The organism is Streptomyces sp. NPDC001920 (assembly GCF_053594495.1).
In genome coordinates this window covers 172,734-199,398 of sequence record NZ_JBSFEP010000005.1, presented here as the reverse complement: position 1 = coordinate 199,398, position 26,665 = coordinate 172,734, and the positions used below count along the sequence as shown (strand labels likewise).

The 26,665-nt window shown below is 73.5% G+C and carries 23 protein-coding genes and 1 pseudogene; 11 read left to right on the top strand and 13 right to left on the bottom strand.

The window, feature by feature from the left end:
- Nucleotides 1-68 precede the first annotated feature (68 nt).
- From meaB to ACWCPI_RS10440, 4 genes are all read right to left on the bottom strand, one after another.
- A complete protein-coding gene (meaB, locus tag ACWCPI_RS10455) occupies nt 69-1,067 on the bottom strand; it encodes a methylmalonyl Co-A mutase-associated GTPase MeaB (RefSeq protein WP_451037735.1) in 999 nt (332 codons plus the stop codon).
- Nucleotides 1,064-3,256, bottom strand: a complete 2,193-nt coding sequence (gene scpA / locus ACWCPI_RS10450) for a methylmalonyl-CoA mutase (protein ID WP_451037734.1) — start codon at nt 3,254-3,256, stop codon at nt 1,064-1,066. The genes meaB and scpA overlap by 4 nt, the downstream gene beginning before the upstream one ends.
- Nucleotides 3,253-5,064: a methylmalonyl-CoA mutase family protein gene (locus ACWCPI_RS10445; protein ID WP_451037733.1), complete on the bottom strand. Its 1,812-nt coding sequence runs from the start codon at nt 5,062-5,064 to the stop codon at nt 3,253-3,255. Before ACWCPI_RS10445 ends, scpA begins: the two co-directional genes overlap by 4 nt.
- Before the next feature lie 435 nt (nt 5,065-5,499).
- Entirely contained in the window at nt 5,500-5,850 is a 351-nt protein-coding gene (locus tag ACWCPI_RS10440; RefSeq protein ID WP_451037732.1) for an STAS domain-containing protein, read from the bottom strand.
- 259 nt (nt 5,851-6,109) lie between these two features.
- Between ACWCPI_RS10440 and ACWCPI_RS10435 the strand changes: the two genes are divergently transcribed.
- The 3 genes from ACWCPI_RS10435 (at nt 6,110) to ACWCPI_RS10425 (ending at nt 9,546) form a co-directional block, all read left to right on the top strand.
- Nucleotides 6,110-7,180 carry a zinc-dependent alcohol dehydrogenase family protein gene (locus ACWCPI_RS10435; RefSeq protein ID WP_451037924.1) on the top strand — a complete coding sequence of 357 codons (1,071 nt, stop codon included), beginning with the start codon at nt 6,110-6,112 and terminating at the stop codon, nt 7,178-7,180.
- A 193-nt stretch (nt 7,181-7,373) separates the two neighbouring features.
- Entirely contained in the window at nt 7,374-7,814 is a 441-nt protein-coding gene (locus ACWCPI_RS10430; RefSeq protein ID WP_451037731.1) for a pyridoxamine 5'-phosphate oxidase family protein, read from the top strand.
- An 841-nt stretch (nt 7,815-8,655) separates the two neighbouring features.
- Entirely contained in the window at nt 8,656-9,546 is an 891-nt protein-coding gene (locus ACWCPI_RS10425; protein WP_451037730.1) for a universal stress protein, read from the top strand.
- Nucleotides 9,547-9,556: 10 nt separating this feature from the next.
- On the opposite strand, the gene ACWCPI_RS10420 is transcribed toward ACWCPI_RS10425, so the two are convergent.
- From ACWCPI_RS10420 to ACWCPI_RS10390, 7 genes are all read right to left on the bottom strand, one after another.
- On the bottom strand, nt 9,557-10,582 hold the full coding sequence (locus ACWCPI_RS10420) for a 6-phosphofructokinase (protein ID WP_451037729.1): 1,026 nt from the start codon (nt 10,580-10,582) through the stop codon (nt 9,557-9,559).
- A gap of 284 nt (nt 10,583-10,866) precedes the next feature.
- Nucleotides 10,867-11,154 carry a metal-sensitive transcriptional regulator gene (locus ACWCPI_RS10415; RefSeq protein ID WP_388795632.1) on the bottom strand — a complete coding sequence of 96 codons (288 nt, stop codon included), beginning with the start codon at nt 11,152-11,154 and terminating at the stop codon, nt 10,867-10,869.
- 124 nt (nt 11,155-11,278) lie between these two features.
- Nucleotides 11,279-11,569, bottom strand: coding sequence for a hypothetical protein (locus tag ACWCPI_RS10410; protein WP_451037728.1), 291 nt, complete (start codon nt 11,567-11,569; stop codon nt 11,279-11,281).
- A gap of 252 nt (nt 11,570-11,821) precedes the next feature.
- Nucleotides 11,822-12,778 (bottom strand): sulfite exporter TauE/SafE family protein, encoded by a 957-nt coding sequence (locus ACWCPI_RS10405; RefSeq protein ID WP_451037727.1) that lies wholly within the window; start codon nt 12,776-12,778, stop codon nt 11,822-11,824.
- Nucleotides 12,775-12,966 carry a hypothetical protein gene (locus ACWCPI_RS10400; RefSeq protein ID WP_451037726.1) on the bottom strand — a complete coding sequence of 64 codons (192 nt, stop codon included), beginning with the start codon at nt 12,964-12,966 and terminating at the stop codon, nt 12,775-12,777. Before ACWCPI_RS10400 ends, ACWCPI_RS10405 begins: the two co-directional genes overlap by 4 nt.
- Nucleotides 12,967-13,058: 92 nt before the next feature.
- Nucleotides 13,059-14,444: a rhodanese-like domain-containing protein gene (locus ACWCPI_RS10395; protein ID WP_451037725.1), complete on the bottom strand. Its 1,386-nt coding sequence runs from the start codon at nt 14,442-14,444 to the stop codon at nt 13,059-13,061.
- A gap of 151 nt (nt 14,445-14,595) precedes the next feature.
- Entirely contained in the window at nt 14,596-15,765 is a 1,170-nt protein-coding gene (locus tag ACWCPI_RS10390; RefSeq protein ID WP_451037923.1) for an NAD(P)/FAD-dependent oxidoreductase, read from the bottom strand.
- 763 nt (nt 15,766-16,528) lie between these two features.
- On the opposite strand from ACWCPI_RS10390, the gene ACWCPI_RS10385 reads away from it, so the two are divergent.
- From ACWCPI_RS10385 to ACWCPI_RS10370, 4 genes are all read left to right on the top strand, one after another.
- The gene (locus tag ACWCPI_RS10385; protein ID WP_451037922.1) at nt 16,529-17,404 is read left to right on the top strand and encodes a universal stress protein; all 876 of its coding nucleotides are present in this window, start codon (nt 16,529-16,531) and stop codon (nt 17,402-17,404) included.
- A 2-nt stretch (nt 17,405-17,406) separates the two neighbouring features.
- Entirely contained in the window at nt 17,407-18,165 is a 759-nt protein-coding gene (locus ACWCPI_RS10380; RefSeq protein ID WP_451037724.1) for an HAD family hydrolase, read from the top strand.
- Nucleotides 18,166-18,176: 11 nt separating this feature from the next.
- Entirely contained in the window at nt 18,177-20,546 is a 2,370-nt protein-coding gene (locus ACWCPI_RS10375) for a glycoside hydrolase family 65 protein (protein ID WP_451037723.1), read from the top strand.
- 323 nt (nt 20,547-20,869) lie between these two features.
- Nucleotides 20,870-21,748, top strand: a complete 879-nt coding sequence (locus ACWCPI_RS10370) for a universal stress protein (RefSeq protein WP_451037722.1) — start codon at nt 20,870-20,872, stop codon at nt 21,746-21,748.
- Between the two features lie 154 nt (nt 21,749-21,902).
- On the opposite strand, the gene ACWCPI_RS10365 is transcribed toward ACWCPI_RS10370, so the two are convergent.
- Both ACWCPI_RS10365 and ACWCPI_RS10360 read right to left on the bottom strand, forming a co-directional pair.
- On the bottom strand, nt 21,903-22,562 hold the full coding sequence (locus ACWCPI_RS10365) for a CBS domain-containing protein (RefSeq protein WP_451037721.1): 660 nt from the start codon (nt 22,560-22,562) through the stop codon (nt 21,903-21,905).
- Between the two features lie 49 nt (nt 22,563-22,611).
- Nucleotides 22,612-23,076, bottom strand: coding sequence for a cyclic nucleotide-binding domain-containing protein (locus tag ACWCPI_RS10360; RefSeq protein ID WP_451037720.1), 465 nt, complete (start codon nt 23,074-23,076; stop codon nt 22,612-22,614).
- Nucleotides 23,077-23,267: 191 nt separating this feature from the next.
- On the opposite strand from ACWCPI_RS10360, the gene ACWCPI_RS10355 reads away from it, so the two are divergent.
- The 4 genes and pseudogenes from ACWCPI_RS10355 (at nt 23,268) to ACWCPI_RS10340 (ending at nt 26,664) form a co-directional block, all read left to right on the top strand.
- Complete coding sequence (locus ACWCPI_RS10355; RefSeq protein WP_451037719.1) at nt 23,268-24,200, top strand: carbamate kinase; 933 nt, start codon at nt 23,268-23,270, stop codon at nt 24,198-24,200.
- A 322-nt stretch (nt 24,201-24,522) separates the two neighbouring features.
- Nucleotides 24,523-25,428 carry a universal stress protein gene (locus tag ACWCPI_RS10350; RefSeq protein WP_451037718.1) on the top strand — a complete coding sequence of 302 codons (906 nt, stop codon included), beginning with the start codon at nt 24,523-24,525 and terminating at the stop codon, nt 25,426-25,428.
- A gap of 25 nt (nt 25,429-25,453) precedes the next feature.
- A pseudogene (locus tag ACWCPI_RS10345) lies at nt 25,454-25,657 on the top strand (alcohol dehydrogenase catalytic domain-containing protein); the annotation flags it as partial.
- Between the two features lie 146 nt (nt 25,658-25,803).
- On the top strand, nt 25,804-26,664 hold the full coding sequence (locus ACWCPI_RS10340) for a universal stress protein (RefSeq protein ID WP_451037717.1): 861 nt from the start codon (nt 25,804-25,806) through the stop codon (nt 26,662-26,664).
- Nucleotide 26,665: the final 1 nt, after the last annotated feature.

The window sequence follows — 26,665 nt, the reverse complement described above, 5'->3', positions numbered from 1 at the left end:
CGCGGCCCGTGCGAGCCCCCCGGCGCGGCACGCCCCGCCCCCGGAGGGGACCTGCGCGCCGCCCGCTCTCAGGAGGCGTCCGGCGCCGTCCCGGAGCCCCCGAGGGCCCCCAGAATGCGCTCGGCGGCCAGCGTGGGGGTCAACTCGCCGTCCCGCACCCGCTGTTCCAGGGCGGGCGCGAGAGCCCGTACCGCCGGGTCGGCGTGCAGACGCCCGAGGAGCTCGTCGCGGACCATGCTCCACGTCCAGTCGACCTGCTGGTCACGGCGCTTGTCGGCGAGGCGCCCGGTCGAGTCCAGGAGGGTGCGGTGCTGTTCCAGGCGCTCCCAGACGGTGTCCAGACCGGTCGACTGCCGCGCGCTGCAGCTCAGCACGGGCGGCGTCCACACCGCGTCCTTGCCGTGCATCAGCCGCAGCGCGCCCGCCAGTTCGCGCGCGGCGGCGCGGGCGTCGCGCTCGTGCGGGCCGTCCGCCTTGTTGACGGCGATCACGTCGGCCAGCTCCAGGACGCCCTTCTTGATGCCCTGCAGCTGGTCGCCGGTACGGGCCAGGGTGAGCAGCAGGAAGGAGTCGACCATGCCCGCGACGGCGGTCTCGGACTGGCCGACGCCGACCGTCTCCACCAGGATCACGTCGTAACCGGCCGCCTCCATCACCACGATCGACTCACGGGTCGCCTTGGCGACACCGCCGAGCGTGCCCGCCGTGGGGGAGGGGCGCACGAAGGCCGCCGGGTCCACGGCCAGACGTTCCATACGGGTCTTGTCGCCGAGGATCGATCCGCCCGTCCGGCTGGAGGACGGGTCGACCGCGAGCACGGCCACCCGGTGTCCGAGCGAGGTCAGCATCGTGCCGAACGCGTCGATGAACGTCGACTTCCCCACGCCGGGCACCCCGCTGACACCGATCCGCCGGGCCCGGCCGCTGTGCGGGAGCAGCTCGGTCAGCAACTCCTGGGCGAGCGCCCGATGTTGGGGCCGGGTCGACTCGACGAGCGTGATGGCGCGGGCGATGACCGCCCGCTTGCCGTCGAGTACGCCCTTCGCATACGCGTCGACATCGATCACAGGTCGTGCCCGAGGTCGTCCGACAGTCGCTTCACGAGGTCGTACGCCGCGTCCGGGATCACCGTCCCGGGCGGGAAGACGGCCGCCGCGCCCATCTCCAGCAGCGTCGGCACGTCCTGCGGCGGGATCACGCCACCCACCACGATCATGATGTCCTCGCGCCCCTCCTCGGCCAGCGCCTCGCGCAGCGCCGGTACGAGGGTCAGGTGCCCGGCCGCCAGCGACGACACGCCGACGATGTGCACGTCCGCCTCCACGGCCTGACGGGCCACCTCGGCCGGCGTCTGGAACAGCGGGCCGACGTCCACGTCGAAGCCGAGGTCGGCGAAGGCGGTCGCGATGACCTTCTGGCCGCGGTCGTGGCCGTCCTGGCCCATCTTGGCGACCAGGATGCGCGGACGGCGTCCCTCGGCCTCGTCGAAGGCGTCGACCAGAGCACGGGTGCGGTCCACGGACGGGGACTCGCCTGCTTCGTTGCGGTACACACCGGAGATCGTACGGATCTGGCTCGCGTGCCGGCCGTACACCTTCTCCAGGGCGTCCGAGATCTCCCCGACGGTCGCCTTGGCGCGGGCCGCGTGCACCGCGAGCTCCAGCAGGTTGCCGTCGCCGCCGGCCGCGCGGGTCAGCGCGTCCAGCGCGTCCTGGCAGGCCCTCTCGTCGCGCTCCTCGCGCAGCCGCCGCAGCTTGGCGATCTGCTGGGCCCGCACGGAGGAGTTGTCGACCTTGAGGACCTCGATCTGCTCGTCGCTGTCCACGCGGTACTTGTTCACGCCGATCACCGGCTGGCGGCCCGAGTCGATCCGGGCCTGGGTGCGCGCCGCGGCCTCCTCGATGCGCAGCTTGGGGATGCCCGCGTCGATGGCCTTGGCCATGCCGCCCGCGGCCTCGACCTCCTGGATGTGCTGCCAGGCCCGGCGCGCGAGGTCGTAGGTCAGCTTCTCCACGTAGGCGCTGCCGCCCCACGGGTCGATGACGCGGGTCGTCCCCGACTCCTGCTGGATGAGCAACTGGGTGTTGCGGGCGATGCGCGCCGAGAAGTCGGTGGGCAGCGCGAGCGCCTCGTCGAGGGCGTTGGTGTGCAGCGACTGCGTGTGGCCCTGGGTCGCCGCCATCGCCTCGACGCAGGTGCGTGTGACGTTGTTGAAGACGTCCTGCGCGGTCAGCGACCAGCCCGAGGTCTGCGAATGGGTGCGCAGGGAAAGGGACTTGGTGTTCTTCGGGTCGAACTGCTTGACCAGCTTCGCCCACAGCAGGCGGGCCGCGCGCAGCTTGGCGATCTCCATGAAGAAGTTCATGCCGATCGCCCAGAAGAACGACAGCCGGGGCGCGAACGCATCCACGTCCAGGCCTGCCTCGCGGCCCGCCCGGATGTACTCCACGCCGTCCGCGAGCGTGTACGCCAGCTCCAGGTCGGCCGTCGCACCGGCCTCCTGGATGTGGTAGCCGGAGATGGAGATGGAGTTGTAGCGCGGCATCCGCTGCGAGGTGAAGGCGAAGATGTCGGAGATGATCCGCATCGACGGCTTCGGCGGATAGATGTAGGTGTTGCGGACCATGAACTCCTTGAGGATGTCGTTCTGGATGGTCCCGGCCAGCTTCTCGGGCGGTACGCCCTGTTCCTCCGCCGCCACGATGTACAGGGCCAGCACCGGCAGCACGGCCCCGTTCATCGTCATCGACACGGTCATCCTGTCCAGCGGGATGCCGTCGAAGAGCTGGCGCATGTCGTAGATCGAGTCGATGGCCACGCCCGCCATGCCGACGTCACCGGTCACCCGGGGGTGGTCGCTGTCGTAGCCGCGGTGCGTGGGCAGGTCGAAGGCGACCGACAGGCCCTTCTGGCCGGCCGCCAGGTTGCGCCGGTAGAAGGCGTTGGACTCCTCGGCCGTGGAGAAGCCCGCGTACTGGCGGATCGTCCAGGGCTGGTTGACGTACATCGTGGGGTACGGGCCGCGCAGATAGGGCGCCGCGCCCGGATACGTCTCCAGGAAGTCCAGGCCCTCCAGGTCCTGGCCGGTGTAGAGCGGCTTGACCGGGATGCCTTCCGGGGTCTCCCAGAGCAGGTCGTCCCCGCCGGCCGCGTTCTTGACCGCCGTACGCCACTCGTCGGGGCCGCCGCCGGCGGCCGGGGTGCCCAGCTCGATCCCGGAGAAGTCGGGGACGGCGGGGCCGGAAGGGGCGGTCATCGGGACACTCCCATGCGGTCGAGGGTCGCGGACAGCACGGCCACGGCGTCGCAGCCCGCGAAGACGTACGAGTCGACGGCGGCGTACTGCCCGGGTCGCCCGGCGAGGAACACGTGCGCGGCGCCTGCGGCCTTCAGCTGCGCGGCCACCGCCTCGGCCTGCTCCTCGTACAGCGTGTCACTGGAGCACAGCACGGCCTCCGTCGCACCGCTCTCCTCGAAGGTGCCCTCGGTGACGGGCTCGATGCCGCCCGCCTGGAAGAGGTTCGAGGCGAAGGTGAGGCGGGCGGTGTGCGCGGCGGCCGGGCCGAGCGCGGCCAGGAAGATCCGCGGCCGGGAGCCGGTCGCGGCGAGGTGGGCGTCGGAACGGCTGCGCAGCTCCTCGTACGCCTCGTCGCGGCGGACCCGCGGCAGGCCGCCGGACGGCTGTTCGGGGGTGCTCGCGCGGTCGACCGGCTTCTCCGCGAGGTGCGGGAACTCACTGACACCGGTGATGGGTTCGCGGCGCCTGGCCAGCCGCTCGGTGCGCGCCTGCCAGGTGTCGGCCAGGTCCCGTGCGAGGTCCCCGGCACGCAGGGCGGCCGCCTGGCCGCCGAGCCGTTCGATCCGCTGGAAGAACTCCCAGCCCGCGTGGGCGAGTTCGTCCGTGAGGCGCTCCACGTACCAGGAACCGCCCGCGGGGTCGATGACCCGCGACAGGTGCGACTCCTCGATGAGGATCGTGGAGGTGTTGCGGGCGATGCGTCGCGCGAACCCGTCCGGCAGACCCAGCGCGTGGTCGAAGGGCAGCACCGTGACCGAGTCGGCTCCGCCCGCCCCCGCGGCCAGGGTCGCGATGGTCGTGCGCAGCATGTTCACCCACGGGTCGCGGCGCGTCATCATCACCGGCGAGGTCACCACGTGCTGGCGCTGCGCCCCGGCGGCCGGGGCGCCGCAGACTTCGGCGACCCGGGCCCACAGGCGACGCGCGGCCCGCAGCTTGGCGATCGTCAGGAACTGGTCGGCGGTCGCCGCGTACCGGAACTCCAGCTGCGCGCAGGCCTGTTCGACGCTCAGACCGGCCCCGGTCAGCTCCCGCAGGTAGGCGACGCCGGTGGCCAGCGAGCAGCCCAGCTCCTGCGCGGCCGAGCCGCCGGCCTCGTGGTAGGGCAGCGCGTCCACGGTCAGCGCCCGCAGCCCCGGGTACTCCTCGGCGCACCGCCGCGCGAGCGCGGTCACCGGCGCGAAGTCGTGACCCTGTCCCGTGCGGGCCTCGAAGCCGAGCGGATCGGCACCCAGGTTGCCGCGCGCCGCCCCCTTGGCGACGCCCCGCTGCTCGTACAGGCTCAGCAACGCGCGGGCGGCGGGCTCGACATCCCGCCCGGCGTCCAGGACCACGGGGGCGAGGTCGAGGTAGACGCCCTCCAGGGCCCCGCTCAGCGAGGACACCGGGATGCCGCTGTCGCCGACGACCAGCCACAGCGAGGTGACGCCGTTCTCCAGGTCCGTGAGGATCGCGCCGTCGTCGGCGGTGGTGTGCCGTTGACGTACGTCCCAGCCGCCGACCGTGTTTCCCTCCGCCCGACTGCCGCGCACAAAGGGGGCGAACCCGGGCAGGCCCGACTCGGGCGCGGTGTCGTGCGCGGTGTACAGAGGCCGGGTGCGCAACCCGTCCTCGAACGCGGTGGACAGGGCTTCCTCGGCCTCCGCCCCCTCGACGTCCTTGCCCGACTTGCGCAGCACGCCCGCAACGAGGCGCTGCCACTGCTCGTGGGTCACGTCAGGGAACTCGGCGGCCAGCTCAAGCCCGTCGTCAGGCAGGACCGTCATGCTCGGATGCTAGGCCACAAGCGCAAAGGAGCAGCAGGGGGCATGGCTGTGACCTTGCCCTCGCCGCCGCTGTGACCTGGCCCTCCTCGCGCCGATCTTGAGGGGCTGCCGCGCGCGCCGCCGCAGCGCCGCCCGCGACCGGCCCGTCCATCGGCGGGCCCGCACGCTCCCGGAGAGGAGGACGGGGTGAGCGTATGGCCTCGCGTCAGTTCCGTGACGTCGCAGTGCTGAACGCGGCGCGGCGACGATGGCGCCGATGCCCGCTCGCTCCGGGCCCGCCCAGGGGTCCCGGTTCCGGCGGCACCGTCCGGCGCTGCCGAGTCCGGCGCCGGCCCGCCGCGTGCGCTCAGCCGGATGTCCGGCAGGGGCCACCGGCCCCGCGCCCCCGCCGGCCCCATGTGACGGCCACGGTCCGCCTCACGGTCACGTCCGCCGTCAGGAGAGTCGGGGCAGACGGGGGTGGATCTCGAAGACGCCGGCCAGTCCGACGACGCGCAGCAGTCGCAAGAAGCACGCGTCACGCGTGATCAGCCGGAGCCGGCCCTGTCGGGCCAGGACGCGGTTGCGGGTCCGGCACAGGACGCCGAGGCCCTGGCAGTCGATGAAGGACACGGCACTCATGTCCAGCACCAGATCAGGGCACGTGGCGGCGGTCAGTGCATCCAGCCGGGCCGTCAGTGACTGCGCCACGAGGAGGTCTATCTCACCGCTGAGCTCCGCAACGGTCGTGCCGGTGGCGACGCGCACCGCCAAGGGGGGAGCTGTCTCGGTGAGGTTCTCGGCCATGGTGCGAGGAAAGCCCATGGTTCCGGTCGGTCGGAAGGGCCGAACGGCCCATCCTCGGCGATCCTGCCGGGGCCGTGCGGACCCTGCAGGCGCGTATGCCCCCTCCGGTCGGCCGATCGGGGCCGATCGGCCCAAGTCGGACAATGGAGGAAGCGGACAAGCTGGTAGATGCCCCGTGAATCCGGCTCGCGTCCGTCATCTGGTCGGCAGCGACAGCGTGGGGCGGGCGCCGGGCGCGACCGAGGAGGAGAGGATCGCCATGAAGGGCTTCGTCTTCCACGGCTCCGGTAACGCCTCCTGGGAGGAGATCCCGGATCCCGCCGTCAAGGACCCCACAGACGCGATCGTGCGCGTGGACACCGTCACCATCTGCGGCACCGACCTGCACATCCTCAAGGGCGACGTGCCCGAGGTGCGTCCCGGCACGGTACTGGGGCACGAGGCGGTCGGCGAGATCATGGAGACCGGCGCCGACGTACGCACCGTACGGCCGGGGGACCGGGTCCTGGTCTCCTGCATCACCGCCTGCGGACGCTGCGCCTACTGCCGCACGGCCATGTACGGCCAGTGCCGGGGCGGCGGGGGCTGGATCCTCGGCCATCTGATCGACGGCACCCAGGCCGAGTACGTGCGCGTGCCGCACGCCGACCTCTCCGTCCATCCGCTGCCCGGCACCCTGGACGGCAAGGACGCCGTCCTGCTCGCCGACATCTTCCCCACCGCCTACGAAGTGGGCGTGCTCAACGGGCGGGTACGCCCCGGCGACACCGTCGCCGTCGTGGGCGCAGGCCCCATCGGGCTCGCCGCGATCGCCACGGCCCGGCTGTTCGCCCCGGAACGGATCGTCGCCGTGGACCTGGCCGCCGCCCGGCTGGAGGCCGCCCGGCGGCTCGGCGCCGACGCCGTGGCCGACGCCCGAGAGGACCCCGAGCAGCTGATCGCCGACCTCACCGACGGACTGGGCGCCGACGTCGTCGTCGAGGCCGTCGGGGTCCCGGAGACCTTCGAGATGTGCACGCGCATGGTGCGGCCCGGCGGACACGTCGCCAACGTCGGCGTGCACGGCCGGCCCGCCACGCTGCACCTCGAAGACCTGTGGATCAAGAACGTGACCATCACCACCGGCCTCGTCGACACCCACTCCACCCCCACCCTGCTGCGCATGGCGGCCGCAGGCCGGCTGCCCACCGCGGAGCTGGTCACGCACACGTTCTCGCTGGACCTCATGGAGGAGGCGTACGACGTCTTCGGCCGGGCCGCGGACACCGGGGCCCTCAAGGTCGCCCTCGGCGGAGAGCGGCACGACACGGTCGCCGTCCGCGGGGCCTGACGAACGCGACCGGAGGGAACGGGCCGTGACCGGACCGCTCCGGCACCACCTCGGCGTCACGGGCGGCGGGCCACCCCGTGATGAGGGCCGTTGCGCGGCGGGACCGGGACCCATGGCCCTTCGCACAGACCCCTCGGCCACCGGATCGTGGAGAGACGACCCACCGACCGCGTACTGAGAGACGGACTGGTCCATGTACCGCAACGACGGATTCCGCGAACTGGAACGACAGGAGTGCCTGCGCCTGCTGGCGAAGGCGCCCGTCGGCCGGATCGTGTACACGCGCCAGGCCCTGCCCGCGGTGCTGCCGGTCAACTTCTCCCTGGACCACGACGGCGCGGTCCTGCTGCGCACCGCGGCCGACTCGCAACTGGTACGCGCGATCGACGGCGCGATCGTCGCGTTCGAGGCCGACGAGGTCGATGCGGCCGCGCACTCCGGCTGGAGTGTGATCGTGACCGGAGCCGCCGCGGTCGTCGGCGATCCTGACGAGCGGGAGCGCCTGTCGCGTGTCGGCCCGCGCTCCTGGGTGCCCTCGCCCGACGAGGTGTTCGTCCGCATCGAGCCCGACCTGGTGACCGGCCGTGCGGTGGCCGGCGGGCGCAGCGTGTACGGGTTGGACGTCTCGTCCTGAACCCCCTTGCCGCTAGCGCTCGGCCGAGCGCCCCTTCGCCGGGCCGAACGGCCCCCGTGCGGGGCCACCAGCAGGTCCGGGGCTCGCACGGCAAGGAGGAGGAGCCGGTCCAGGACCGGTCGAAGCAGCACGGCACCTGAGCGACGGCGCCGGCCGCGGACGGGCCGGAGGTACCGCACCTCCCCGTACGGCCCCTGCCGCGCCCGATCAGCGCAGCCGGGCGACCGGCGGTCGGGCGGCGCACTCGTACCGCTGACACCCGACGGCGGCGGCAGCGCGCCGGAGCGGCGGGTGCCGCTGTCGGCTGTGGAGCCGTGGGGGGACAAGGGCATGGGGCCGGACGGACCCTGTCGTAGGCCCTTCGGTCCTGTCGCTCCCGTGGCCGCGGTGCCAGGCTGGATGCCGGCCGTGAGGAGCGTCGGCGGATGGGGAACGCCTCGTACGGCCTCTCGGGGAAGGGCAGAGCGGCCTGCCCGTGCCGGACCCGCGTCAGGCCGACAGCGGTCACGCCGGGGACGTGTGATCCGTCCGCTCGGCGGGTCCGGCACCATTCCGGCACGGTCGGTGGTCGCCGTGGGCTGTCGAACGGGCGGCGGCGTGTGGCGCCGAGCCCGGCGTAACCACCTCGCGGCCGCGGAAGAACCCCAACCGGCGGGCGAATCAGGACCAGTGCTTCGACCCGTGGCGCGCGGCCCGTCGCGGCGGTGCGAGGCACTGGCGGAGGAGGGCCCGCCGGTCCTCTCGCCGAGATCTCCGAGGCCCGCCGTGGAACAGTGGAGGAAGGGACCGAGGCGTCGCGGGACGGTCTCGCGGACATGCGCGGCGGGCGAAGGAGGGCGCGATGAGTCGTCCTGTGCTGGCGGGTGTCGACGGATCCGAGCGCAGCCTGGCCGCGGCCGACTGGGCGGCGCGGGAAGCGGTGTCGCGTGGCGTCCCCCTGCATGTCGTGCATGCCTCGCCGCCGCTGCTGGGCGGTGTCGTCCCGGGCCCGGCCGCTCAGACGCTGCGGCAGGTGGGGGAGCGCATGCTGCAGCGGGTGACCGCCGACCTCGGCACGCGCCACCCGGACCTGGAGGTGCGGGGCGAGCAGACCGCCGACGCCCCGCCCGACGCGCTCCTCGCCAGGGCCCATGAGGCCGGACTCCTCGTCGTCGGCGCACGAGGCTCGGGAGGCTTCGAAGGCCTGGCGGTCGGCTCGGTGGCCCTGCGGGTGGCGGCCGCGGCAGCCTGCCCCCTGGTGCTGGTGCCCGAGCGGCCGCTGGCGGCCTTCGGCCGGGGGACCGGTGCGGCGGCCGGTGCCGCCGGGATCGTGGCGGGTTTCGACGCACACCGTCCGGTCGGTGAGGTGGCGGACTTCGCGTTCGCGGGCGCGCGGGCGCGCGGGGTCCCGCTGCGGGTCGTCCAGGCCTGGCGGCTTCCCGCCGAGGCGGTGTCTCCCCGCACGCTGTTCGTGACCGAGGAGGACCGTGCCACCTGGGAGGACCAGGAAGTCCTGCTCATGGCTGACGCCCTGCGCGCCTGGCAGGACAAGTACCCGGAAGTGGCCGTGCGCGCCGACGTCGTCCTGTTGCACCCCGCTGAGGCGCTCGTCAACGCGTCCCAGGGAGCGGACCTGCTGGTGGTGGGGCGGCGCACCCGCCCGGACGCGGCCGGGACCGGGCTGGGACCGGTGACCCATGCCGTGCTGCACCACGCCCGCTGCCCGGTGGCGGTCGTACCGCACACCGGATGACAGCGCGGGATCAGCCGAAGAACACCTCGAACTCGTCGTACAGCGACGGATCGACCACCTTCGTCGTGGTCCTGGTCTCGGTGAGCGGGACCCGGACGATCCGGGTGCCGCGCAACGCCGTCATCATGCCGAAGTCGCCGTCCTTCAGCGCGTCCACCGCGTGCAGTCCGAAACGGGTGGCCAGCCACCGGTCGAAGGCGCTCGGAGTGCCGCCGCGCTGGATGTGGCCGAGGACCGTGGTGCGGGCGTCCTTGCCCGTGCGCTCCTCGATCTCCTGGGCCAGCCACTCCCCGATGCCCGACAGGCGCACATGGCCGAACTCGTCCAGCGACTGGTCCTTGAGGACCATCTGCCCTTCCTTGGGAACGGCGCCCTCGGCGGCGACGACTATCGGCGCGTAGTTGGTCCGGAAGCGGTTCTCCACCCATGCGCAGACCTGGTCGATGTCGAACGGCCGCTCGGGGATGAGGATCACGTTGGCGCCTCCGGCGACGCCGGCGTGCAGGGCGATCCAACCGGAATGCCGCCCCATCACCTCCACGACCAGGGTGCGCATGTGCGACTCCGCGGTGGTGTGGAGACGGTCGATGGCCTCCGTGGCGATACCGACGGCCGTGTCGAAGCCGAACGTGTAGTCGGTGCCGGACACATCGTTGTCGATCGTCTTCGGTACGCCGACCAAGCTGACCCCCTGGGCGCTCAGCTCGGTGGCCACGCCGAGGGTGTCCTCCCCGCCGATCACGATGAGCGCGTCCACCTGGTGCTTGGCGAGGGTGTCCTTGATGCGCCGCACCCCGTCCTCGTGCTTGAAGGGATTGGTGCGGGAGGAGCCGAGGATGGTTCCGCCGCGGGGCAGGATCCCGCGCACGCTGGAGATGTCCAGCGGCACGACGATGTCCTGAAGCGCACCGAGCCAGCCGTCACGCAGGCCGACGAAGTCGAAGCCGTACTCCTGGACGCCCTTGCGGACGGCGCTGCGGATCACGGCGTTGAGGCCGGGACAGTCACCGCCGCCGGTCAGCACTGCGACCTTCATGGCTTCCTCCCTTGTCGGCGCGGAGCCACTGCGCGCCGTCGGGACGGTGGTCGAAGGGATGGTGACGATGAGGTCGCCCTCGGCGAGAGGGGCGTCCACGGCCTCGGCCGGTACGGCACGGGCGGCGGCGCCGTCACTGCGAGCGCTCCGCGCTGCCGGCCCGTACGAGAGCGGACGGGTCGCGCCGCGCGCCGGGTGGCTCTCCTTCCATCATGAGCGCCGACGGCCCCGGCGGCGACCCGCCTCGGGGTCCGGTCGGACGAGGACCACGGCCGCTGCGCGCACTACGCCAACGACAGGAAGAGCTTCTCCAGCCGGGCGCGCATCGCGTCCGTGTCCTCGCCGTTCCTGCGACCTGACTCGATGTCCGTCACACACCGCTGCAGACCGGTGGCGATGATCGCGAAGCCCGCTCGGTCCAGAGCCCGGGATGCGGCGGCGAGCTGCGTGACGACGTCCTCGCAGTCCCGCCCCTCCTCGATCATCCGGATCACACCGGAGATCTGGCCCTGTGCGCGGCGCAGCCGGTTCAGCACGGCCTTCAGCTCCGCGCCTTCGAGCTCCAGTTCCACGTTCACTCCTCGAAGAAATACCCCTAGGGGTACTGTACGTCCCGGTTCGGGACGGCGTCGACCGTCAAGGCTCACCATCCGCGTGCGGTCAGCGTCCTCGCGAGCGCCGGGCGGAGCGCCGAAGTCAGAGCGGGGAGGGGGCCTTTCGCGGCTGTCCACCCGCCGCGGCGCCGCGTTCCGCCAGTCCCGCGTGCAGCAGGAGGAGGCCGGCCAGGTCACGTGCCTCGTCGGCGGTGAGCGCCGCCCACACTCCCGGTTCTCCGCCCTGATCCCGGCCCACGTCCAGGGCGATCCGGCTGACGGGCCGGTCCGCGGACGCGAGCCGCAGGCACCGCACGGCGATCCGGCGCCCGCAGGTGGTCACCAGGGACGCGTCCTCGGCCGCGGCGGTTCGGTCCTGTCCTGCCTGCTGCATGGTGCTCACACTCCTGTGAACGGGCGGCGGGCCATGGACCGGCGTCGCCCGGGGAACTGATACCGGGAGGGGTACGAGTGTCAGCACCGGGCGGACCTGGAATGTTCCCGCCCGAGGGGCGCTCGGTGGTCCTCGGACCGGCAGGGGCCCCGTCAGCACGAACCAGGGGTGCCGTCAGCACGAACCCAGGGATGCCGTCAGCACGACCCAGCGGGCGGCGTCAGCACGAGAGCCTTGACGACGGGCACGCCCTCATGGGTCGCGGGGCGACGGAGCTGATCCGCTCCCGCGCGACGGCGGCGAGAACACGCGCCCCTCCTCGCCGCCCGTGGGACGGGCCGGGTCGCCGGGGCGGTTGGGCCCTCGACCGAAGCGGCGCGGCACGAGCCGGCCGACCACGATGCCCGCGACCGCGGCCGCGCAGCCCCAGCTCCAGGGGCTGGTCAGCAGCATCTGCCGCAGCCCGGAGCTGGTCTGCCGGGCGAGGACGAGGGCACCCATGACGGCGACGAACCAGCCGAAGGACCGGCGCAGCGCGTCCTGCGGGATCCGTCCGGCGATCCGCCCGCCCAGCAGGCCGCCGACGACGGCGGACGCCGTGACGACAGCGGCCAGAGCCGGGTCGATGTGCGCGTCGGCGAGATGACCGGCCAGCCCGGCAGCCGACTTCATGGCGATGACCAGCAGGGAAGTGCCGACCGCGACGTTCATCGGAAGCCCGCCGAGCAGGGCGAGGGCGGGCACCACCAGGAAGCCCCCGCCCGCACCGACCAGTCCGGTGACCAGACCCACGACGACGCCGTCCACCAGCAGGCGCGCGGTGGGCAGTTCCCGACGGCGCTGCCCCGGCGCGGGGCGGCGGCCGCGGATCATCGCGACCGCGGTGCCGATCATCATCGCGGCGAACGCGGTCAGCAGGACCGGGCCCGGGACGAAGGCGGCCAGCCGTCCGCCCCCGTAGGCGCCGGTCATGCCGGCCAGGCCGAACAGCAGCCCCGTACGCCACCGCACCCGCCCGGCGCGGGCGTGCGAGACCATTCCGGCCGCGCTCGTGACGCCGACGACGAGCAGCGAGGTGGCGATGGCCTCCTTGGTCTCCACGTCCGCGAGGTAGACCAGCACGGGCACCGTGAGGATGGACCCGCCGCCGCCCAGGACGCCGAGGCTGACCCCGATGAGCAGCGAAGCGGCGACGACGAGGGTGATCACGCGACGCTCCGCGACGCGGTCACGCGCGAAGCGAGACCGGCACGCGGCTGCGGGTCCCGGGGCGGCCTCGGCGACGGCAGGCTCTCGGTGCCGGTGCCGGTGCCGGTGCCGGTGCCGGTGCCGGTCGGCTCGGCCCCCGTGACCCCGGCCGCGAGGAGCGAGGTGCCGACGGACGGTCTGGCGGTCATGACAAGTCCTCGCTGTCGGGGAAGTGGCTGGGCGGGCGGCGGGCGGCGGGCGGCGGGCGGTCGACTCGGCCCGCCGCCCGGAGCGCGATTGGTCAGGCGTCGGCCGGGGCGGTCCGGGCGGCCCAGGAGCCGTAGCCGCCCAAGAGGTCGGAGACATCGGTGCGTCCCCGGTGCCGGAGCAGGGCGGCGGCTACGGACGAGCGGTGGCCGCCCGCGCAGTGGACGACGACAGGGCGGTCGGCGGGTATCTCCCTGCTCCGGCGCGTGAGTTCGGCCAGGGGGATGTGCAGCGAGCCCGCGATGAAGCCCGCCTCGCGTTCGGCGAGGTTGCGTACGTCCAGGACCAGCGGCGGCTCGTCGCCCGCCAGCGTCCGGCGCAACTCGTCCACCGTCAGCCGGCTCGCCTGCCGCATCTCGTCCGCGAGCAGCACGAACGCGCCCTCGGGGTCGCGCAGACAGCCACCGACCTCGTCGAAGCCGATCCTCGCGAGCCGCGTGACGAGCTCCTCCTCACGGCCCTGGGGCGCCACCACGACGACCTCCTGCCCGGGGGCGAGCACCATGCCGGCCTGTTCGGCGAAGCGGCCTTCGGCGGGCACGTTGACCGACCCGCGCAGGTGACCGGCGGCGAACTCCCGCGGTGAGCGGGCGTCGATCACGACCGCGCCTGCGGCCCGCCGTCGCGTGAACTCCTGGACGGACAACGGCCGGGCCGCGGCGGAAGGATCGAACAGGCCGTGCTCCTTGCGGTTGAGCGTGGCGTCGTGGGCGAAATAGGCGGGCGCGGCCGGCTGTCCCGCGGTGACCAGCTCGACGAACCGCTGCTCGCTCATGGGCCGGCAGGCGTAGTTGGTGGCGCGCTGCTCGCCGATGGTGGACTGCCGCCGGGTGGAGAGGTTCCTGCCGCAGGCGGAGCCGGCGCCGTGGGCGGGAAAGACCCGCACCGCGTCGGGCAGCGCCATCAGCTTGCGCTGGACGCTGTGGTGGAGCATCCGGCCCAGTGCGTCGGCGGTCGCGCCGAGCGAGGCGAGCAGATCGGGTCGGCCCACGTCGCCGATGAAGAGGGTGTCGCCGGTGAGGACGCCGTAGGGGACGCGGTCGGCGGCGTGCTCGTACACCAGGATGCTGATCGACTCCGGTGTGTGGCCCGGGGTTTCGAGGATCTCCAGCTGGACGTCCCCGAGGCTGATCCGCTCGCCGTCCGCCAGAGCGCGGACGGGGTACTCGGCCTCGGCGTGCCGCCCGTAGCCGATCCAGGCGCCGGTGCGGGCGGCCAGCTCCAGGTGGCCGGCGAGGAAGTCGGCGTGGAAGTGGGTGTTGACGACCGCCTCGACGGTGAGACCGTGTGCGTCGGCGTCGCTGAGGTAGTCGCAGATGTCGCGGCGCGGGTCGACGACCACCGCCCTGCCCGTCTCCTCGTCGGCGATCATGTACGACGCCTGGGAGAGGCAGTCGAGGTAGTACTGGGCGAAGAGCATGGTCGGGTCACCTCCGTGGGAGAGGGATGGGGGATTCACGGCGACCTATACCCTGGGGGGTATTCATGGACCCGGGTCGGGTCCTCCTTGCCCGAGGGTGTCCGCGAGGGAAGGGAGGCCGGCCCGGTCGGGGGAGGCCCGGGCCGGCCGGTCAGAGGCGGCCGCGGAGCATGCCGTGCCAGTACACCCGCGGCAGCGCGTACCGCTTGAACAGCCACATCGAACGCCGCTCCTTGAAGGGGTCGAGCAACGGGAACGTGGGGGCGGGTCGCAGGTCGTAGTCGAACTCGGCGAGCAGCATCCGGTCCCGGGCGGTCACCAGCGGGCAGGACGTGTATCCGTCGTAACGGTGCGACGGAACGCGGCCGTTCATGACGTCGAGCAGGTTTCCGGTCACCACGGGGGCCTGTTTGCGGACCGCCGCACCGGTCTTGGAGGTAGGCAGGTGGGCCACGTCGCCGAGGGCGAAGACGTCGTGATGCGCGGGGTGCTGCAGGGTGTGCTGGTCGGCGGCGACGAACCCCTGCGGGCTGGCCGGGTCGGCGAGCGGGCTCGTAGCGACCCAGTCGGGGGCGCGCTGCGGGGGCACGGCGTGCAGGAGGTCGTAGCCGATGGTCTGCGCGGTGCCCGTCGCGTGGTCGGTGACGGTGATCTCGCGGGCGCCGCCGTCCACCGCGGTCATCTCGGAGCGCAGTCGCACCTCGATGCCGTAGCGCTCGGCCACCCGCTGAAGGACCTCCGACCAGGCGGGCACTTTGAAGAGGGCCTGATCGGGGATGACGAGGACGACCCGGATGTCGTCGAGCACCTTCCGCCTGCGCCAGTGGTCGGCGGCCAGGTAGGCGATCTTCTGCGGGGCGCCGCCGCACTTCAGCGGGGTCGCCGGGTGGGTGAAGACCGCCGTGCCCGAACGCATCCGCCTGATCAGCTCCCAGGTGCGCGGTGCGTACTCGGGTGAGTAGTTGCTGCTCACCCGGTCGTGGCCGACGGCCTCGGCCAGGCCCGGCACGCCGTCCCAGTCGAGTTGGAGGCCGGGCGCCATGACCAGGTACTCGTAGGCGAGTACGGCGCCGCCGGCCAGGCTCACCGTACGGGCCTCGGGGTCGACGCCCAGGGCGCGGCGGCGGATCCAGCGCACGCCGTCGGGTATGAGGGAGCCTTCCGGGCGACGACTGGTGCGCAGCGGGGCCTGGCCGCCGCCGACCAGGGTCCACAGCGGCTGGTACCAGTGCGTGTCGGACGGCTCGACCAGGGCGATGCCGGTGACGCCGGCGCGGTGCAGGCGGGCGGCGACGCTGATCCCGGCACTGCCGCCACCGATGACGACGACGCGGTGACGGCCGGAGGCCGGCTCGGTGTCGCCGCCTCGGGGTGTCGGCGACGTCGGGTGCTCGGATGCGGGTGGGGGAGTGGCGGGCAAGGCGGTGCTCCTCTCCGGCTGAGGCATTTCGTTGCCTCCTCAAATACCCCCGGGGGTTTCCTGTTCGGGAGAGTAGGGCGGGTCTTGGAGGTCGTCAAATACCCAGCGGGGTATTTGCCTGTCAGGCAATGTCCGAAATGGTGCGCGTCTCGGAAGGCGGTACCGACCACCGGCGAGGACCGACAGGCGGAATGCGGACCGGCGTGAGGAGGGGGAGCAGCGGCGAACGCGCGCGACCCCTCGCACGACCGCGCGGGCTCGAAGCCCAGCACGGCAGATGGAAGGACAGGAGAAAGGGGCGGAAAGGACCCATCCACTTCTCGCGGATCCTGATTGCGCGGTGCGCGGCCCGCAGCCGCTTCCCCGCGCCTGGGGCGCGGGCCCTTTCCGTCACCTCCAGCACACCACACACGGCACGGCACGACCAGGGCCGGTGCGCCCTGCGGCGGGAGACGAACGGCCCGCCCGGTCGGGAGCACGGTCACCGCCGTGGCCCCAGGCGCGTGACGCGAAGACAGGCCGCGCACAGCGCCGCGGAGCGCAACCCTCCCGACGGACCCGGGCCGGGGCCGAACGGCCCCACGCCGAACCCGGGACGGGCGTGCGACGGTGGAGTGGGAGCCGCGCCGCACCACGCCGCGGCCCGAGGAAGGCGGTGGCCGCGATGGAGCTGCCCGTGGTCGTGGGGGTCGACGGATCGGAGCCGAGCCTGCGGGCGGTCGACTGGGCCGTGGACGAGGCGGCCCGGCACGCCTTGGCCCTGCGCCTGGTGTACGCATCCTTGTGGGAGCGCTACGAGCAGGGCGAGCCGTACGGCGGCCCGCGAGGCCCGTCCGAGCAGGTGACGGCGGACACCGTCGTCACCCGTGCGGCGGAACGCGCCCGCCGACGCGATCCCGGTGTGCAGGTCTCCGTCCACGTGGTACCCGACGAGCCGGTGAACGCGCTGCTGAACGAAGCCCCCCATGCCTTCGCCGTGGTGACCGGGTCCCGGGGCCGCGGCGGGCTCAGCGGCCTGCTCCTGGGGTCGGTCGGCCTCACCGTGGCCGCCCGCGCGCACGGGCCGGTGATCGTCGTCCGCGGTGACAGGGCCGGCCTGGAAGGCATCCACGAGCGGATCCTGCTCGGTGCCGCCGATCCCGCCGTCGCCGGCGAAGCGACGCGGTTCGCCTTCCGGGAGGCGGAGACGCGCCGCTGCACGCTCGACGTCGTACGTGCCTGGCGGGCACCCGCGCACCGGAGCGCCGACCATGTCCTGCTCACCGGGGAGCCGGCCCACCACCAGGAGGAACAGGCGTCCGCCCTGCTCGACGCCGTGCTCCACGACGCGGGGGCCGACCACCCCGGCGTGCGGGTGCGCCGTGCCACCGCGGAGGGTCCGGCCCACCGGGTCCTGCTGCACCGGTCGGCCGCCGCGGACCTCGTCGTGATCGGTGCCCGCCGCCGATCGGGCCATTTCGGGCTTCAGCTCGGCCGGGTGGGGCACACGCTGCTGCACCACGCCGACTGCCCCGTGGCCGTCGTACCGCATCCGGAGTGATCATGGAGCCTCCCCTCACCCCGACCACCTCCCACCCGGCGCTCGCACCCGCGCTCCGGGACATCCGGGCAGTCGTCTTCGACACCGACGGAGTGATCACCGACTCGGCCCGGGTGCACGCGGCCGCGTGGAAGACGGCGTTCGACGCCTTCCTGCGCGCGCATCCGCCCGCTGACCCGGCCCAGCGGCGCCCGTTCGACGAGCGGGACGACTATCTGCGCCATGTGGACGGCAGGTCCCGCCTCGACGGGGCAGCCGCCTTCCTCGCCTCGCGCGGCGCCGACACCTCGGAGGAGACGGTGCGGCAGGTCGCCGCCGACAAGGAGCGGCTGTTCACCGAGCGGCTGCGCGAGCACGGCGTGGCCGCGTTCCCGGGAACGGTCCGGCTGGTGCGCGCCCTGCGCGGAGCGGGGACATCCGTGGCGGCGGCCTCGGCGTCCCGGCACGCCCGCGAACTGCTCACCCGGGCGGGGGTGCTGGACCTCTTCGACGTGCTGGTGGACGGCGGCGAGGCCGCCCGGCTGGGACTGCCGGGCAAACCGCGCCCCGACCTGTTCCTCACCGCGGTCGAGCGGCTCGGCGCAGACGCCGGCCGGGCCGCCGTCGTCGAGGACGCCCTCGCCGGCGTGGAGGCGGGGCGCAACGGCGGCTTCGCCCTCGTCGTCGGCGTCGACCGGGCCGGCACCGGCGACTCGGGGGCGGCGCTGCGGCGGCACGGCGCCGACCTCGTCGTACGCGATCTCGCGGAACTGCTGGTGTGAGGAGCGACGAAGTGACGGGCTGGACCTGGGAGTACGAGGGCTACGAGCCCGCGGACGAACGGCTGAGGGAATCCCTGTGCGCCCTGGGCAACGGCTACTTCGCCACCCGGGGTGCGCTCCCGGAGTGCGACGCCGACGACATCCACTACCCGGGCACCTACATCGCGGGCATCTACAACCGGCTCACCTCCGACGTCTCGGGCCGCAAGGTCGAGAACGAGGACATGGTCAACATGCCGAACTGGCTGCCGCTGCGCTTCCGCCTGCGGCACGGGCACTGGCTCAGCCCCGACACCGCCCCGGTCCTCACGCACAGCATGGGCCTGCGCCTGTCCTCCGGCATCCTCGAACGCCACACCCGCTTCGACGTGGGCGAGGGGCGGGTGCTGTCGGTACGCCAGCAGCGGCTCGTGCACATGGGCGACCCGCATCTGGGCGCGCTGCGCACCGAGTTCACCGCCGACAACTTCTCCGGCGAACTCGACGTGGAGGCCTCCATGGACGGGGGCGTCACCAACGACGGCGTGCCGCGCTACCGCGACCTGGACGGCCGTCACCTCACCCATGTGCACGCGGGCATCGCCGGACCGGACACGGTCTGGCTGCGCTGCCGCACCCGCACCTCGGACATCCGTATCGGCATGGCCGCCCGGCTGACCGCCGACGCACCCGTCATGTTCCGCAACAAGAACCCGCGCACCGCCCAGCACGTGCGCCTGCACCTGAGCGAGGGCGACACCAGGACCGTCGACAAGACCGTCGCCCTGCACACCTCGCGCGACCCGGCCATCAGCGACCCCCTGCACGCCGCCGTCGACCGGGTCGGCCGGGCACCCGGCTTCGACGCCCTGCTGGAGTCGCACCTCACCGCCTGGAACCAGCTCTGGCGCCGGGCGGAACTCGACGTCGAGGGGGAGTCGGGCCGCATCCTGCGGCTGCACCTGTTCCACGTGCTCCAGACGCTCTCACCGCACACCGCCGACCTAGACGTGGGCGTACCGGCCCGGGGGCTGCACGGCGAGGCCTACCGGGGCCATGTCTTCTGGGACGAACTGTTCGTCCTGCCCTACCTCAACCTGCACTTCCCCGAGGTCTCCCGGGCCCTGTTGCGCTACCGCCACCGGCGCCTCGAACCGGCCCGCAACGCCGCCCAGGCGGTGGGCCGCAGGGGCGCGCGGTACCCGTGGCAGAGCGGCAGCGACGGCCGGGAGGAGACCCAGCAGCTTCACCTCAACCCCCGCTCGGGACGCTGGCTGCCCGACCACTCCCATCTGCAGTACCACGTCGGCTCGGCCATCGCCTACAACGTGTGGCAGTACTGCGAGGCCGGCGGTGACATGGAGTTCCTGCACACCAAGGGCGCCGAGATGCTGTTGCAGATCGCCCGCTTCTGGGCGGACTCGGCCACCTACGACGAGAGGATCGGCCGGCATCGCATCAGGGGCGTGGTCGGTCCCGACGAGTACCACGACGCCTACCCCGGCGCCACGGCGCCCGGCCTCGACGACAACGCGTACACCAACGTCACCGCCGCCTGGGTGCTCACCCGCACACTGGAGCTGCTGCACTCCCTCCCGGAGCCCCGCCTGCGCGAACTCGTCGAGCGCACCGGGCTCGACGGGGGCGAGCTCGAACAGTGGGAGGACGTCTCCCGCACCCTGCACATACCCTTCCACCGCGGCGTGATCAGCCAGTTCGAGGGCTACGGCGAACTCGCCGAGCTCCCCTGGGACGAGTACCGGCAGCGCTACGGCGACATCCGCCGACTGGACCGGATCCTGGAGGCGGAGGGCGACACCGTCAACCGCTACCAGGCGTCCAAGCAGGCCGACGTCCTGATGCTCGGCTACCTGTTCTCACCAACCGAACTGCGGGGCCTGTTCGACCGGTTGGGGCTGCGCCTGGACGACGAGACCTGGCACCGCACCGTCGACTACTACCTGCACCGCACCAGCCACGGCTCCACCCTCAGCGGCCTGGTGCACGGCTGGGTCCTGGCCCGCGCCCGGCGTGCCGAGGCGTGGCAGTTCTGCCAGGAGGCCCTCCAGGGCGACATCGCCGACGTCCAGGGCGGAACCACCGGCGAAGGCATCCACCTGGGCGCCATGGCCGGCACCCTGGACCTCGTCCAGCGCGGACTGACCGGCCTGGAGACCCGCGACGGCGCCCTCTGGCTCGACCCGGTGCCGCTGCCGGAGCTGTCCTCCTACGGCTTCTCCCTGCGCTACCAGGGGAACTGGGGCGTGCGGCTGCGCCTGGAACGAGGCAAGCTGGAGATCGCCGTGCCCTCGTCGGACGCGTCCGCGATCGACGTACGGCTGCCGGACCGAGCGGTCGTCGTCGAACCCGGGGAGACGGCCCGGCTGGAACTGCGCGACTGACGCCCGCCCCGGGGACGCCGACGCGGACGACCGCCTCGACGCGACCGGCACCGGCCGAGGCCGGCCCACGGCGAGCGGCCGGAGCCGCAACGGCATCGGCCCGAGGCCGGACGGGGAGGGCCCCGGGGCCGTACGGCCCTGTGCGGGAAGCCGTCGGCGGAGTGAGGCTGGGAGGAGGACGAGACGACGGCGGCCGGCCGAGGCCCGCCGGACCGCGGGCCCGGCCGCGCGGCGCCGCCCTCGCCCCGACCTACGAGGACCGGCGGTCCCGGCATGGGGAAACCGCAGGCAGCCCACGGAACTCGCCCGGAAAGGGGAGTGCGATGAACGGCCCGGTTGTGGTGGGGGTGGACGGCTCGCCGTCGAGCATGGCGGCCGTGGAGACCGCGGCACGCGAGGCCGGGTTGCGGGGGGTGGGGCTCCGGCTGGTGCACGCCTTCGGATGGCCGGCCGCGCACGTCCCGCCGGGTCGGCCCTGGGAGCCGAGCGGTGCCGGGCTGCGCGAACTCGTCGACGGCACCCTCGCCAAGGCCGAACGGCGCGCCCACCAGGCCGCGCCCGGCACCGAGGTGATGCGCGAGATCGTCGTCGGCGAACCGGTGATGGTGCTGGAGATCGAGTCGCGCACCGCGTCCCTGGCGGTGGTCGGCAGCCGGGGTCTGAGCCGGTTCGGCAGCCTGCTGCTCGGCTCCACCGCCGGTCATCTGGCCGCCCACGCCGGCTGCCCGGTGCTGGTGGTGCGGGGCCGGACGAACCCGCACGGGCCCGTCCTGCTCGCCGTCGACGGATCACCCGCCGCCCGCGGAGCCGTCGAGTTCGCCTTCGCCCATGCCTCCCTGCACGGCACCGACCTGATCGCGCTGCACGCCTGGAGCCCGCGCACCGAACGCGCCTACGACGGCCCCGGCGACCCGCCCTTCGTGACGTACGACGAGGACCGGCTGCGGGACGAGGAGCAGCGGGTGCTGGCCGAGGCGCTCGGCGGGCTGGGGGAGAAGTACCCGGACGTCACCGTGCACCGCGAGCTGGTCCGGGGCCGGGTCCGGCACTCGCTCATCGAGACGAGCTCCGACGCCGGGCTCGTCGTGGTCGGCGCGCGCGGCCACGGCGGTTTCACCGGGCTGCTGCTGGGTTCGGTCAGCCAGGCCCTGCTGCACCACGCGCACTGCCCGGTCGCCGTCGTCCGCACGGGCGAGGAGTGACGTGCGGGGCGTCCCGGCCCTGCCCGCAGTCAGCGCGCCGGGCGCTCACCCGTGGCTTCCGGCCGTTCCGGACGGGTGGCGAGGACCGCGGCAAGGCCGGTGAGGCCGTCGCCGAGCAGTGCGAGGACCTCCCCGCTCACGTGCCGCCGCCGGATCATGGCACCGAGGCGCCCGGCCCGTCCAGGTCGAAGTCCACGTCCACGACGCCCTCCACGGCCCGCACCAGACGCGCGGCCACCGGCACCAGCGCGGTGTCCCCGATCAGGCCGCCCAGCCGGACGACGCCGTCGCGGACCTCGACCCGCACCGTCGGCCCCGGTGCCGGGAAGAGGCGGGCCACGACCTCCCGCCGGACCTCTTCCGCGATCTCCTCGTCGCCACGCAGGAACACCTTGAGCAGGTCGGCCCGGCTGACGATGCCCTCCAGCCGGCCCTGCGCGTCCACGACCGGCAGACGCTTGACCCTGGTCCGGGCCATGGTGCGGGCGGCCTGCGCGAGCGTCGCGTCGGGCAGGACGGTCAGGGCGGGTCGCGTCATCAGCTCGTCCGCGGTCACCGAACCGGCCTTCTCCAGGTCGGACAGCCGCCGCAGCTGCGTGTACCGGTCGGGATCACTGTCGCGGAACTCCTCCTTGGGCAGCAGATCGGCCTCGGACACGATCCCGAGGACCCGTCCCGCGCCGTCCACCACCGGCAGGGCGCTGACCCCGCGGTCCTGAAGCGTCCGCACGATGTCCTTGAACGCCACGTCCCGTCCTACGGCGGCGACGTCACGGGTCATCACGTCACGCACGAGGTGCGGGGACCCGGGCATGATGACTCCTTCATCTCTCGGCGGACTCGTTCGCGGGGCGACCGTGTCCTCAGCGCGGGCCCCCACTGCCGTACGGGCCGTACAGGTCCAGCAGCCGGCCACGGGCCGCCTGCAGGCGGTGGGCCACGACCTCGCCGACCCACCGGGCGATGCTGCGGCCGAAGTCCGGGTCCGCCTGGCACATCGAGCGCACCGTCGTCGCGTCGAACTCGTACGTCCGCAGCGGCGAGGCCGCCTCGGCGCCCAGGTGCCAGGTGTACGGCGGATACAGCCAGGACCAGCCCAGGAGTTCGTTGTGCCCCAGGGACTCGATGACGGCCGGCCGGCGGCCGGGCACGCGCATGTCGAGTTCGACCGTGCCGGTCCGGATGATCCAGAACCGGTCGGCGTGACCGCCTTCGTCGAAGAGCCGCGCGCCCTGCGGGAACGACACCTCACGGGCGATCCGCAGCAGCCGGTCCCGGTGCTCCACGGGCAGCGCCCGGGGCATGCTGGCAGTTACCGGTGCGTTCATGGCGTGCCTCCAGGTCGGGCGTGGGGAGCTACCACCTCCAGCGTGTACACCCGCCGCGGGCGTGGCCATGGGCCATCCGGCCCCAGGGACGGGCCGACCGGCGGGCCGCGGATGCCCTTCGGGCCCTGCGGCGGCCCACCGCCCGCCGTCCGATGATGAGAACGGGGACACTCGCGGAGAGGGGCGAAGCCATGCGCATCGTCGTCGCACTGGGGGACAACGCCCTGCTGCGCCGCGGCGAGCGCCCCGACGCGGACGTGCAGCGCACGAACATCGTCCGCGTCGCCACCGCGACCGCCGCCCTCGCCCATGAACACGAACTCGTGATCACCCACGGCAACGAACCCCAGCTCGGTCTCCTCGCCGCGCAGAGCACCGCCGACGCCGCCCTCAGCGCTCCCTACCCGCTGGATCTGCTCGGCGCCCAGACCCAGGGCATGATCGGCAGCCTCCTGGAGCGCACCCTGCGGGGCGTGCTGCCCGGGCGCAGGGTCGTCACGCTGCTCACGCACACCCGGGTACGGCCCGACGATCCCGCCTTCGCGCATCCCTCCGCGTTCGTCGGACCCCTCTACCCGCAGCGGGCGGCCCGGTTCCTGGCGGCGAAGTACGGCTGGCTCATGGCGCAGGACCGGCACGGCTGGCGGCGCCTGGTCCCCGCACCCGACGCCGAGCGGATCCTGGAGGCCGACATCGTCCGCGTCCTGCTCGACGCGGGGACCGTGGTCGTCTGCGCGGGAGGCGGAGGCGTTCCCGTCGTCCGCGATCGGGCCACCGGTGCGCTGCACGGCGTCGACGCGGTCGTCGACAAGGACCTCGCGGCCGCCCGGCTGGCCGAGGAAGTGAAGGCCGACTTCCTGCTGGTGCTCACCGACGTCCCCAACGTGTACGCCGCCTACGGCACCCCCGACCAGCGGCCGGTCCTGGACGCCACGCCCGCGGAACTGCGTGACGCCCACTGTGCCGAGGGGTCGATGGGTCCCAAGGCCGAAGCCGCCGCCCGCTTCGTCGAGAACACCGGCCAGCTGGCCGGCATCGGGGCGCTGGACGCGGCGTACGAGATCGTGCACGGCCGCTCCGGAACCCTCGTGCAGCCCGACCTCCCGGCGACCGACGTCAGTTGACGCGCCGTCTCCGGTAGCGGCGCCGCATCCGGAAAGGACAGGCACCGACTGGGGCCTCCGAAGCGGAAGTTCGGCCCCCGGCCCCCCCCGCCTTCCCGGCGGCGGCATGTCCGCACCCGCGTTCGGCCCGGTGCGCCACCGGGTCCGGCAGCGGCCCGACCGGTGGCGGCTCGTCGGCCGAGGGCTCGCTGAGCGCCACCCCTGGCCGCGCGGACCGCGAGGGGCCGTGGGGCCGGTCGGTCCCGGCCGGGGACCAACGGCCCCTGCAAACACGGCCCGCCGGATCCGACGCTTGAAGCAGACCCCCTGAGGAGGAAGAACCATGGTCCGCACTGTTGTGGCAGGTCTCGACGGCTCCGCGGAGAGCCGGGCCGCCGTCGAGTGGGCGGCTCGCGAGGCGAACCTGCGCCATCTGCCGTTGAAGATCGTCCACGTCTGGGAGCCCGTACCGGAACCGATGGCCCAGGCCCCCCTGCTCGGCGCGGAGACCCAGCAGCACTGGAGCGAGCGCATTCCACGTGAGGCCGCCGAGGGGATCCGGCTGCGTCACCCCGGTGTCGAGGTGACCACCGAGCAGGTGACCGGTGGGACCGGCGACACCCTGGTCAAGGCCGCCGCGGACGCGGAGCTGCTGGTCCTCGGCTCGCGTGGCCTCAGCGGCTTCGGCGGGTTCATGGTCGGTTCGGTGGGCCTGTCCGTGGTGGCCCACTCCGAGCGGCCGGTCGTCCTGGTCCGCGCCGGCGAGCAGGCCGCCGACGAGCACGAGCCGGATCCCACGGGCATCCCGTCCGCCGCCACGCCCTACCGGCCCGTCGTCCTCGGCCTCGACGCCGCAGCTCCCGACGACACCGTCATGGAGTTCGCCTTCGAGGAGGCCGCCCGACGCGGGACCGGCCTGCGGGCGATCCACGGCTGGAACCTGCCGCCGTACTACGTCTACGGCCTCGCGGTCGACAGCCGCTTCCACGACGAGATCGCCCGGCAGCAGGCCGCGCTTCTCGCGGAAGCCCTGCGGCCCTGGCGGAAGAAGTACCCGGACGTCGAGGTCACCGAGGAGACCCCGTCCGGCAGCCCGGGCATCCGGTTGGTGGACGCCGCCAAGGAAGCATCCCTGGTCGTCGTCGGCCGCCGTATCCGCCGCAGCCCCTTCGGCACCCACATCGGCCCCGTCACCCACGCCGTCCTGCACCACGCCACCGCCCCCGTAGCGGTCGTCGCCCACAACTGATCGCCTGGCTTCGAGGAGTTGACCCATGAAGGCAGCGGTCGTACGAGCCTTCGGCGAGCCCCTGGTCATCGAGGAGCGCCCCGACCCGGAACCCGGCCCCGGCCAGGCCCGCATCCGGGTCGAGGCCTCCGGGCTGTGCCACACCGGCATCCACGCCGCCCGCGGAGACCGGCCCGTCAGGCCGAACCCGCCGTTCGTGCCCGGCCACGAGGGCGTCGGCCTCGCGGAGGTCTTTCAGCGGCACGCGGCCGGCCGCACCAGCGTCATCAGCGAGGTCCGCCCGCTGACCTGCGTCAACGAGGCCGTCGAGGACGTGCTGCGCGACCGGGTCGAGGCCCGGATCGTCTTCGATCTCGGTGCCGGGCGGTGACGGCCATGGACATGCCTCTGGTCGTCGGCGTCGACGGTTCCGAGCCGAGTCTGCGGGCCGCGGACTGGGCCTCGGACGAGGCCGCGTTGCGCGGGGTACCGCTGCGCGTGGTGTACGCCTGCCGCCGGGAGCACCCTCAAGCTCTCGGCTTCGCCCGGACCGGCGAGCAGGTCACGGGCTGGGACGTCGTCGCGGGCGCGGTCCGCCGGGCCCAGGACCGGCACCCGGACCTGAAGGTGACCGCCGACGTGGTGTTCGAGGAGCCCGCATACGCCCTGGTGCGCGAGAGCCGGGCCGCCTGCGCGCTCGTCGTCGGCAACCGCGGGCGCAGCGGCATCGCCGCCGCGCTGCTGGGCTCCGTCAGCCGGACTCTCGCCGCGCACGCCGACTGCCCGGTCGTCGTACTGCGCGGCAGCCACGACAACCAGGCCACGCCTGCGGTGCGCGGCCGGATCGTCGTGGGGGTCGGTGAGGACGCCGCGGGCTCGGCCGCCGTCCGGTTCGCCCGCGAGGAGGCGCGGCGCCGAGGTGTCGCCCTGGAGGCCGTACGGGCCTGGCGCCGCCCGGCGCACGAGATGACCGACCACCCGCTGCCGGCCGACGACCCGGCCCGACCGCAGGAGCGGTACGCCGACGAGACCCTCACCGAGGCGCTTCGCGACACCCCGCCCGGCGTGGAGGTGCACCGCCGTACCGTCGAGGCTCCCGCCCGCCGCGCGCTGGTGGACGCCTCGCACGGCGCCGACCTCCTGATCGTCGGATCGAGGCGCCGCACCGGACGTCCCGGGCCGCAACTCGGCCGGATCGCGCACGCGGCCCTGCTCCACTCCGCCTGCCCGGTCGCCGTCGTCCCGCATCCGGGGTGAG